At 41.0% G+C, this 8,352-nt stretch carries 10 protein-coding genes; 9 read left to right on the plus strand and 1 reads right to left on the minus strand.

Features of this window, described 5'->3' with window-relative positions; all coding sequences use genetic code 11:
- The first annotated feature begins 10 nt into the window (after positions 1–10).
- From fur to sigF, 9 genes are all read left to right on the plus strand, one after another.
- Positions 11–463: a ferric iron uptake transcriptional regulator gene (gene fur / locus ACTJKA_RS19160; protein ID WP_003215577.1), complete on the plus strand. Its 453-nt coding sequence runs from the start codon at positions 11–13 to the stop codon at positions 461–463.
- Between the two features lie 117 nt (positions 464–580).
- The gene (locus ACTJKA_RS19165) at positions 581–808 is read left to right on the plus strand and encodes a YqzK family protein (protein ID WP_008344420.1); all 228 of its coding nucleotides are present in this window, start codon (positions 581–583) and stop codon (positions 806–808) included.
- Positions 809–814: 6 nt separating this feature from the next.
- On the plus strand, positions 815–1,705 hold the full coding sequence (gene xerD, locus ACTJKA_RS19170; protein WP_116307102.1) for a site-specific tyrosine recombinase XerD: 891 nt from the start codon (positions 815–817) through the stop codon (positions 1,703–1,705).
- A 153-nt stretch (positions 1,706–1,858) separates the two neighbouring features.
- On the plus strand, positions 1,859–3,043 hold the full coding sequence (gene deoB, locus ACTJKA_RS19175; RefSeq protein ID WP_017357920.1) for a phosphopentomutase: 1,185 nt from the start codon (positions 1,859–1,861) through the stop codon (positions 3,041–3,043).
- A gap of 11 nt (positions 3,044–3,054) precedes the next feature.
- Complete coding sequence (locus ACTJKA_RS19180; protein ID WP_019743098.1) at positions 3,055–3,867, plus strand: purine-nucleoside phosphorylase; 813 nt, start codon at positions 3,055–3,057, stop codon at positions 3,865–3,867.
- A 159-nt stretch (positions 3,868–4,026) separates the two neighbouring features.
- The gene (locus ACTJKA_RS19185; protein ID WP_201297801.1) at positions 4,027–5,181 is read left to right on the plus strand and encodes a D-alanyl-D-alanine carboxypeptidase family protein; all 1,155 of its coding nucleotides are present in this window, start codon (positions 4,027–4,029) and stop codon (positions 5,179–5,181) included.
- A 157-nt stretch (positions 5,182–5,338) separates the two neighbouring features.
- The gene (gene spoIIAA, locus ACTJKA_RS19190) at positions 5,339–5,692 is read left to right on the plus strand and encodes an anti-sigma F factor antagonist (protein WP_008344431.1); all 354 of its coding nucleotides are present in this window, start codon (positions 5,339–5,341) and stop codon (positions 5,690–5,692) included.
- Entirely contained in the window at positions 5,689–6,129 is a 441-nt protein-coding gene (gene spoIIAB, locus ACTJKA_RS19195; RefSeq protein ID WP_007501052.1) for an anti-sigma F factor, read from the plus strand. Before spoIIAA ends, spoIIAB begins: the two co-directional genes overlap by 4 nt.
- Positions 6,130–6,141: 12 nt before the next feature.
- Positions 6,142–6,909, plus strand: coding sequence for an RNA polymerase sporulation sigma factor SigF (sigF, locus tag ACTJKA_RS19200; RefSeq protein ID WP_007501051.1), 768 nt, complete (start codon positions 6,142–6,144; stop codon positions 6,907–6,909).
- A 38-nt stretch (positions 6,910–6,947) separates the two neighbouring features.
- On the opposite strand, the gene ACTJKA_RS19205 is transcribed toward sigF, so the two are convergent.
- Positions 6,948–8,299 (minus strand): IS3 family transposase gene (locus tag ACTJKA_RS19205; protein WP_440607764.1). Its coding sequence is split into 2 segments (ribosomal slippage): positions 6,948–7,855 and positions 7,855–8,299, totalling 1,353 coding nucleotides; the frame shifts between segments, so codons are not numbered across the junction.
- Between the last annotated feature and the right edge of the window lie 53 nt (positions 8,300–8,352).

Genomic DNA, 8,352 nt, shown 5'->3' on the forward strand with positions numbered 1-8,352 from the left:
GGGAAAGTCAATGGAAAATCGGATTGATCGAATTAAGAAACAGCTTCATTCTTCCAGCTATAAGCTCACGCCACAGCGTGAAGCAACAGTAAGAGTACTGCTTGAGAATGAAGAAGACCATTTAAGTGCAGAAGATGTATACCTCCTCGTAAAAGAGAAGTCTCCTGAAATTGGTCTTGCTACTGTTTATCGGACGTTAGAATTGCTTACTGAACTGAAAGTTGTTGATAAAATTAACTTTGGAGACGGCGTTTCGCGATATGATCTTCGCAAAGAAGGAGCCGCTCACTTCCATCACCATCTTGTCTGCATGGAATGCGGAACAGTCGATGAGATAGAAGATGATTTATTAGAAGATGTTGAAGAGATTATTGAACGCGACTGGAAATTTAAAATTAAGGATCATAGATTGACATTCCATGGTATTTGCCACCGGTGTCATGATGATGAATCCGGCAAATAATCCGAATTGGAACCTTTTCATTCAAAATGAAAAGGTTTTTTGCATGTTCGCTGTATATTCCTTGTCCCACCTGGCATATGCTGAAGTAATGAGAACACGAGAAAGGACATGAAGAACATGCGAAAATGGCTCAAAACAACAGGTGAAGTAATGAAAGTATTTATCTTGTTCACTGGTTTTACCGTCCTGTTCTATTATGCTATGATATGGATAAATTCAGAATATGAAAGCTATCATCGTTATGATAAACCAGAAGGTGCAGCGATAAAAGTGATGGAAATGGATCAGCCGAAACAAGACAGCTGGCAGGATCGATTGATTTATTTTTATCAAAACGGGGAGTAGAAACCATTGAAGGATCAATTATCCGACTTTATTCATTTTATGACAGTAGAGAGAGGACTCTCTGAAAATACCATTGTCTCTTATAAAAGAGATTTACAGAACTATTTGTCTTTTTTAATGACGCATGAACAATTGACAGATGTAAAAGACGTCACACGCCTTCATATTATTCATTATTTAAAACAGTTAAAAGACGAGGGGAAATCGAGTAAAACGTCCGTCCGTCATCTATCATCGATACGCTCCTTTCATCAATTCTTGCTCCGTGAAAAAGTGACAACAGATGACCCGTCATGGAACATTGAATCACAAAAAACAGAGCGGAAATTACCGAAAGTTCTATCATTAGATGAGGTAGAAAAGCTGCTCGATACACCTAAGCAGCAAACACCATTTGACTACCGTGACAAAGCCATGCTCGAACTTTTATATGCAACAGGTATTCGCGTAAGTGAAATGCTTGATCTGACTCTTGCAGATGTGCATCTGACCATGGGGTTTATCCGGTGTTTTGGAAAAGGAAGAAAAGAGCGGATCGTGCCTATTGGTGAAGCTGCTGCAAGTGCGATTGAAGTGTATATAGAAAAAGGCAGAAACAAGCTGCTCAAAAAACAGCCGGTCGATGCTTTGTTTCTGAATCATCACGGAAAAAAAATGTCGCGGCAGGGCTTTTGGAAGAACTTAAAGAAACGAGCCATAGAAGCAGGTATTCAAAAAGAATTGACGCCTCATACGCTCAGACATTCATTTGCGACACATTTGCTTGAAAACGGTGCGGATCTTAGAGCCGTACAGGAAATGCTCGGACATGCTGATATTTCTACTACTCAAATTTACACACATGTCACAAAAACAAGATTAAAAGACGTGTATCACAAATTCCATCCAAGGGCATAAGTAAAGCATGGCACGGTGAACGTGTATCATGCTTTTTTATGTTTGGACCGTTTATGGTTGTCAATTGACTTGAAAACGGTTTATACTTGAGATGTCTGACCTCTCCAGTTGTGAAAGGTGAAAGGACAAGAATATTGAAGGAGGCGCTTTTTTATGCCTGATTATCAGTATAAACGTATTTTCCTCATTGTGATGGATTCAGTAGGAATCGGGGAAGCACCTGATGCTGCTGATTTTAATGATGTAGGTGCAGATACACTTGGACATATTGCTGAAAAAATGAACGGGCTTCATATGCCGAATATGGCGAAGCTTGGGCTAAGTCATATTAAAGAAATTAAAGGAATTCCAGCGGACGAAAAACCGCTTGCGTATTATGGAAAAATGCAAGAAGCATCCAATGGGAAAGACACAATGACAGGACATTGGGAAATCATGGGTCTTTACATCGACACACCATTTAAAGTCTTTCCAGACGGCTTTCCAGATGAACTGTTAAATGAATTAAAAGAAAAAACAGGGCGCGGCATCATTGGAAATAAACCAGCGTCTGGTACAGAAATTCTGGATGAGCTTGGCGAAGAGCACATGAAAACAGGCGATTTAATCGTTTATACTTCAGCAGATTCTGTGCTGCAAATTGCTGCACACGAAGAAGTTGTGCCATTAGACGAACTTTACCGCATTTGCGAAATCGCACGTGAACTGACTTTAGATGAAAAATATATGGTAGGGCGCATCATCGCTCGTCCATTTGTCGGAGAGCCGGGGGCATTTGTTAGAACACCAAATCGTCATGACTATGCATTAAAACCATTCGACCGTACCGTCATGAATGAATTGAAAGATGATGGACTTGATGTCATTGCGATCGGAAAAATCTCTGATATTTATGATGGTGAAGGAATCACCTCTTCACTCAGAACGAAATCCAACATGGATGGAATGGACAAGCTAGTGGAGACGCTGAAAACAGACTTTACTGGGCTGAGCTTCTTAAATCTTGTCGACTTTGATGCGCTTTATGGACATAGAAGAGATCCAGAAGGCTACGGTAAGGCACTAGAGGAATTTGACGCACGTCTACCTGAAGTGTTTGATCTATTAAAAGAGGATGATCTGCTTGTGATCACAGCAGATCACGGAAATGACCCGGTTCATCACGGAACAGATCATACAAGAGAATACGTTCCGCTTATTGCTTACAGCAAAAAGCATCAAGAAGCGAATGAGCTGCCAACAGCGAAAACATTTGCTGATCTTGGGGCAACGGTAGCAGATAATTTTAAATCAACGCTGCCAAAATACGGAACAAGCTTTTTATCTCAACTCAAATAGGGGGAAATCACGTGGGAGCACAGTTTTCAGAAGCGGCGGCATACATTAAACAAGCATCGACATATGTACCAACAGTTGGATTGATTTTAGGTTCAGGTCTTGGCATTTTAGCCGATGAGATTGAAAATCCAATCAAATTGAAATATGAAGATATTCCTGGATTCCCTGTTTCAACAGTAGAAGGGCATGCAGGCCAGCTCGTCATTGGAACGCTGAAAGGCACGGTCGTTTGTGCCATGCAAGGACGTTTCCATTACTATGAAGGGTATGATATGAAGCAGGTGACATTTCCTGTCCGTGTGATGAAAGAAATCGGCATTGAGACATGTATTGTGACAAATGCAGCGGGCGGTGTGAATACGTCCTTCCATCCTGGCGATCTCATGCTGATTACAGATCATATCAATATGATGGGAACCAATCCGTTAATTGGACCAAACGACAGTCAAGGGGTTCGTTTCCCTGATATGTCTGCACCGTATGATAAAGATTTGCTGGCACTTGCAGAGAAAACGGCTAAACATTTAGGCATATCTGTGCAGCAAGGGGTTTATGCAGGAATGACAGGCCCTTCATATGAAACACCGGCAGAGGTTCGTTTCCTCAGAACGCTAGGCGCTGATGCAGTCGGTATGTCGACTGTGCCAGAAGTGATTGTGGCACGTCATGCAGGCATAAAAGTACTTGGTATTTCATGCATCTCTAATGCGGCTTCAGGTATTTTAGATCAGCCGCTTTCTCATGATGAAGTGATCGAAGTGACGGAAAAAGTGAAAGCAAGTTTCCTTGATTTAGTGAAAGAAGTTGTCAAACAACTCTCATAGATCGCGTGAAAAAGCCTTCTGTTCATGAAACAGAGGGCTTTTTTTTATGGCAATCAAACGATCTCTGAATAAAACAGCCTTTATGAGGAAAAAATAGAAAGGATTACGATAATGGAGGTCTGCCACTTGAAACGTCATATATGTGCATTGTTTACTTTAATGATCCTTATCTCAATGGTTTCACCATCAGCGATGGCAAAAGAAAAGATTGAAAAGCCAGGAGAAAAACAAACATCAGAATTGGCGCATGAAGCCAAATCAGCGATTTTAATGGAACGTGACACGGGAAAAGTGCTTTACAACAAAAACAGTGATGAAAAGCTTGCCCCTGCAAGTATGACCAAAATCATGACGATGCTTCTCATCATGGAAGCGATGGATCAAGGGAAATTAAAAATGACTGATAAAGTAAGAACGAGCGATCATGCAGCATCTATGGGAGGCTCACAAATTTTCCTTGAACCGGGAGAAGAAATGACGGTTAAAGACATGCTAAAAGGCATTGCGATTGCGTCAGGAAACGATGCTTCGGTTGCCATGGCAGAACATATTGCTGGATCTGAAGAACAGTTTGTTGAGCAAATGAACAAAAAGGCAAAAGAGCTTGGGCTCACCTCAACGGTCTTTCAAAATCCAACAGGACTTCCTGAAAAAGATCATTACAGCACGGCTCATGATATGGCAAAAATGGCGAAAGAGCTGTTGAAATATGAAGAGATCACCAAGTTCACAGGTGTATACGAAGACTATCTTCGTCAGAACACGGATAAAAAATTCTGGCTTGTGAATACAAACCGTCTCATTAAATTTTATCCAGGTGTGGATGGGGTGAAAACAGGGTTTACAGGCGAGGCGAAATACTGTCTAACGGCTTCCGCTAAAAAAGGGAACATGCGCGTCATTGCTGTTGTATTCGGCGCAAGCACGCCAAAAGACAGAAATGCCCAAGTCGTCAAAATGCTGGATTACGCCTTTAGTCAATATACAACGCACCCTCTGTACAAGCGTGGTCAAGATGTAGCAGAGATCAAAGTGAGCAAAGGGAAAAAGAAAAAAATTCAGCTTGTCACGTCTGAACCGATTTCTCTTTTAACGAAAAAAGGCGAAAATGTCGATCAGATCAAAAAAGAAATTAAATTAACTCAAGATGTCACAGCCCCATTTTCAAAAGGAACGAAACTTGGCACCATCATCTTGAAAAAAGATGGAAAAGTGCTTCATGAAAGTCCTGTTGAAGCGAAAGAAGATATGGAAAAAGCCGGTGTTTGGACGTTCTTCAAACGGGCGATGGCCGAATTTGTTAAATGGAAGTAAAAGGTGAAAGACTGCTGCAACTGGCAGTCTTTTTTGCTATGAACGAAAAGAACATCTAAATGTGACGAATGATCACTAGTTTTGTCATGGTGAAGGATTTGCATGTGAAGAAAGAGAAACATTCTTTATCCGAAAATAGAGCAAGGAGGAAGAAAAGATGAGCCTTGGTATTGATTTTCAAATAAAAGAGAGCGTACTTTGCATTCGGTTGACAGGGGAGCTTGATCATCACTCCGCAGAGACATTGAGACAAAAGGTGACGAATTATTTGGAAACAGAGGACATTCGCCACATCGTGCTGAATTTAGCTGATTTATCGTTTATGGACAGCTCTGGGCTCGGAGTGATTTTAGGAAGATACAAAGAAATTAAACAGCTTGGCGGTGAAATGGTCGTCTGTGCGATCTCGCCAGCAGTGAACCGTTTATTTGATATGTCCGGCTTGTTTAAAATTATTCGTATGGAGCCTTCAGAGCAAACTGCGCTGCAAACATTGGGGGTGGCATCATGACAAATGAAATGAATCTGACTTTTTCTGCTTTAAGTCAAAACGAATCCTTTGCGAGAGTAACGGTGGCAGCATTCATCGCTCAGCTCGATCCAACATTAGATGAGCTAACAGAAATCAAAACCGTCGTATCAGAGGCGGTCACGAACTCGATCATTCACGGGTATGACGGGAATCCAGACGGCAAGGTGCACATTAGCGTCACACTGGATGACCATATTGTGTATCTGACGATTCGAGACGAAGGCATGGGCATTTCAGATCTTGAGGAAGCAAGGCAGCCGCTTTTTACGACGAAACCAGACTTAGAGCGTTCCGGGATGGGTTTTACGATCATGGAGAACTTTATGGATGATGTCATGGTGGACTCATCTCCAGAAATGGGCACAACAATCCGCTTAACAAAGCATCTATCAAAAAGCAAAGCGCTTTGTAATTAAGGAGCTGCTCATATGGATGTGGAGGTAAAAAAGCAAGCAAAAAAAGCACAGCTGTCTAATGATGAAGTGAAACAGCTCATCAAAAAAAGCCAAGACGGAGATCAACAAGCAAGAGACCTCCTCGTAGAAAAAAACATGCGTCTTGTTTGGTCCGTTGTTCAGCGCTTTTTAAATAGAGGATATGAACCAGATGATCTGTTCCAAATAGGCTGTATTGGCCTGCTGAAATCTGTTGATAAATTTGATTTGTCTTATGATGTGAAGTTTTCGACCTATGCCGTTCCAATGATCATTGGTGAAATTCAGCGTTTCATTCGTGATGATGGAACCGTCAAAGTCAGCAGGTCCTTAAAGGAACTTGGAAATAAAATTAGGCGGGCAAGGGACGAATTGTCTAAATCTCATGGACGAATGCCGACTGTTCAGGAAATCGCTGAATATCTGGACATCACACCTGAGGATGTTGTCCTCGCTCAAGAAGCGGTCCGCTCACCATCATCTATTCATGAAACCGTGTATGAAAATGACGGCGATCCGATTACGTTGCTCGATCAAATTGCCGATCATTCAGAAGAAAGATGGTTTGATAAAATTGCGCTAAAAGAGGCGATTAAAGAATTAGAAGAGCGTGAGAAACTGATTGTCTATTTAAGGTATTATAAAGACCAAACACAATCAGAAGTAGCAGAAAGACTCGGAATTTCCCAAGTGCAAGTCTCACGGCTTGAAAAGAAAATTTTAAAACAAATCCAAATGCAAATGGATCAAAAAGACAGCTAGCCAATTGAAGTGACCCCCTAAATTTAGACGCGGTTTTTTTATGAGACAGCTTTCGAGGCATGAGTTCTATATTGTATCGGACTCATGCCTTTTAGTTTTGTCTTTATACGTGTGTGATTGTAGTAGTCAATATATTGTTCAAGTTCTTGCTTGAAGTGTTCGATGTTCTCAAATTTTTTTAGGTATAGAAATTCAGACTTTAAGATACCAAAAAAGTTCTCGATAACTGCGTTATCGTAACAGTTACCTTTTCGGGACATAATCTGTGTAATCCCACGCTTTTTTAAGGCGTGTCTATATTGCTTCATTTGGTAATGCCATCCTTGATCAGAATGTATCATTGGTTTCTCCTCTTCATTTAAACGGTTGAACGCCTGATGAAGCATCGTTGAGACGAGTGAATAAACAGGTCTTGAACCGACTGTATAGGTAATGATCTCACCATTAAATAGATCTAATATGGGCGAAAGATAGAGCTTCTGACCAAATAACTTGAACTCCGTTATATCTGTGACCCATTTCTCATTTGGTCTATCAGCTTGAAAATGCCGAGCCAAAATATTAGGCGCTATTTTGTTCACTGTGCCTCTGTATGAACGATATTTCTTCACTCGGACCATGCATTTTAGCCCTAGAGCTTTCATGATGCGCTGGACTTTTTTGTGATTCACCTTTTGTCCCCGGTTGATTAGTTCATCACGAATCCGGCGATATCCATAACGTCCTTGATGTTCCTGATAAATGGTTTGAATCATCTTTTTCAGTTCGACATCCTGATCAGGACGGTCTAAATGCTTGATCAAGTAATAGTAGGTACTGCGTGGAATACATGCGAGCTTAAGAAGTGATTTCACCGGATATTGATGCCTTAAATCATAGACTACTTGCGCTTTGTCTTGTTTGGTGATTGTTCCTTGTTTTGAACTAAGGCATTCAACTTTTTTAAATACTCATTTTCCATGCGCAAATGTTCTACTTCTGCCTGTAACGCTTCCATTGATCCTTTCGTTATGTCTTGTTTTCCAGTTTTCTTTTTCATAGACGGACGCCCCTTTTTCTTAGATTGAAGGGCGTCTACTCCTTGTGTTTTCAAGATGCGCTTCCAGTTCCAAAGCGTGGTATCAGAAGGCAGGTTAAAGAGTGCAGCTGTTTCCAAGATAGACGTCCCATGTTCATTCATATAATCAAGTACGTCTAGTTTATATTGGACTGGATAATTTGTATATGACTTTGAAAAAGCTTTTTCGCCATGATATTGATACTTTCTGACCCAATATTGAAGTATGCTTTTGTGCACGCCAATCTGTTTTGCAATTCCAAGCAGGGGTTCGCGGTCAACGAGGTATCGTTTTACAGCTTTGATTTTATCTTCAATTGTAAATTTAGCCAAAAGAAAAGCACCTCCAAATGTTAGACTGTGTCTAATATTTGGGGTGCACTTCA

This window comes from Bacillus sp. 22190 (assembly GCF_052045575.1).
Taxonomy (GTDB): domain Bacteria; phylum Bacillota; class Bacilli; order Bacillales; family Bacillaceae; genus Bacillus; species Bacillus altitudinis.

Excerpts from the sequence above, each read along its gene's own strand:
- fur (WP_003215577.1), top strand. The coding sequence starts at position 11 with ATGGAAAATCGGATTGATCGAATTAAGAAACAGCTTCATTCTTCCAGC.
- ACTJKA_RS19165 (WP_008344420.1), top strand. The coding sequence starts at position 581 with ATGCGAAAATGGCTCAAAACAACAGGTGAAGTAATGAAAGTATTTATC.
- deoB (WP_017357920.1), top strand. The coding sequence starts at position 1,859 with ATGCCTGATTATCAGTATAAACGTATTTTCCTCATTGTGATGGATTCA.
- ACTJKA_RS19185 (WP_201297801.1), top strand. The coding sequence starts at position 4,027 with ATGATCCTTATCTCAATGGTTTCACCATCAGCGATGGCAAAAGAAAAG.
- spoIIAA (WP_008344431.1), top strand. The coding sequence starts at position 5,339 with ATGAGCCTTGGTATTGATTTTCAAATAAAAGAGAGCGTACTTTGCATT.
- spoIIAB (WP_007501052.1), top strand. The coding sequence starts at position 5,689 with ATGACAAATGAAATGAATCTGACTTTTTCTGCTTTAAGTCAAAACGAA.
- sigF (WP_007501051.1), top strand. The coding sequence starts at position 6,142 with ATGGATGTGGAGGTAAAAAAGCAAGCAAAAAAAGCACAGCTGTCTAAT.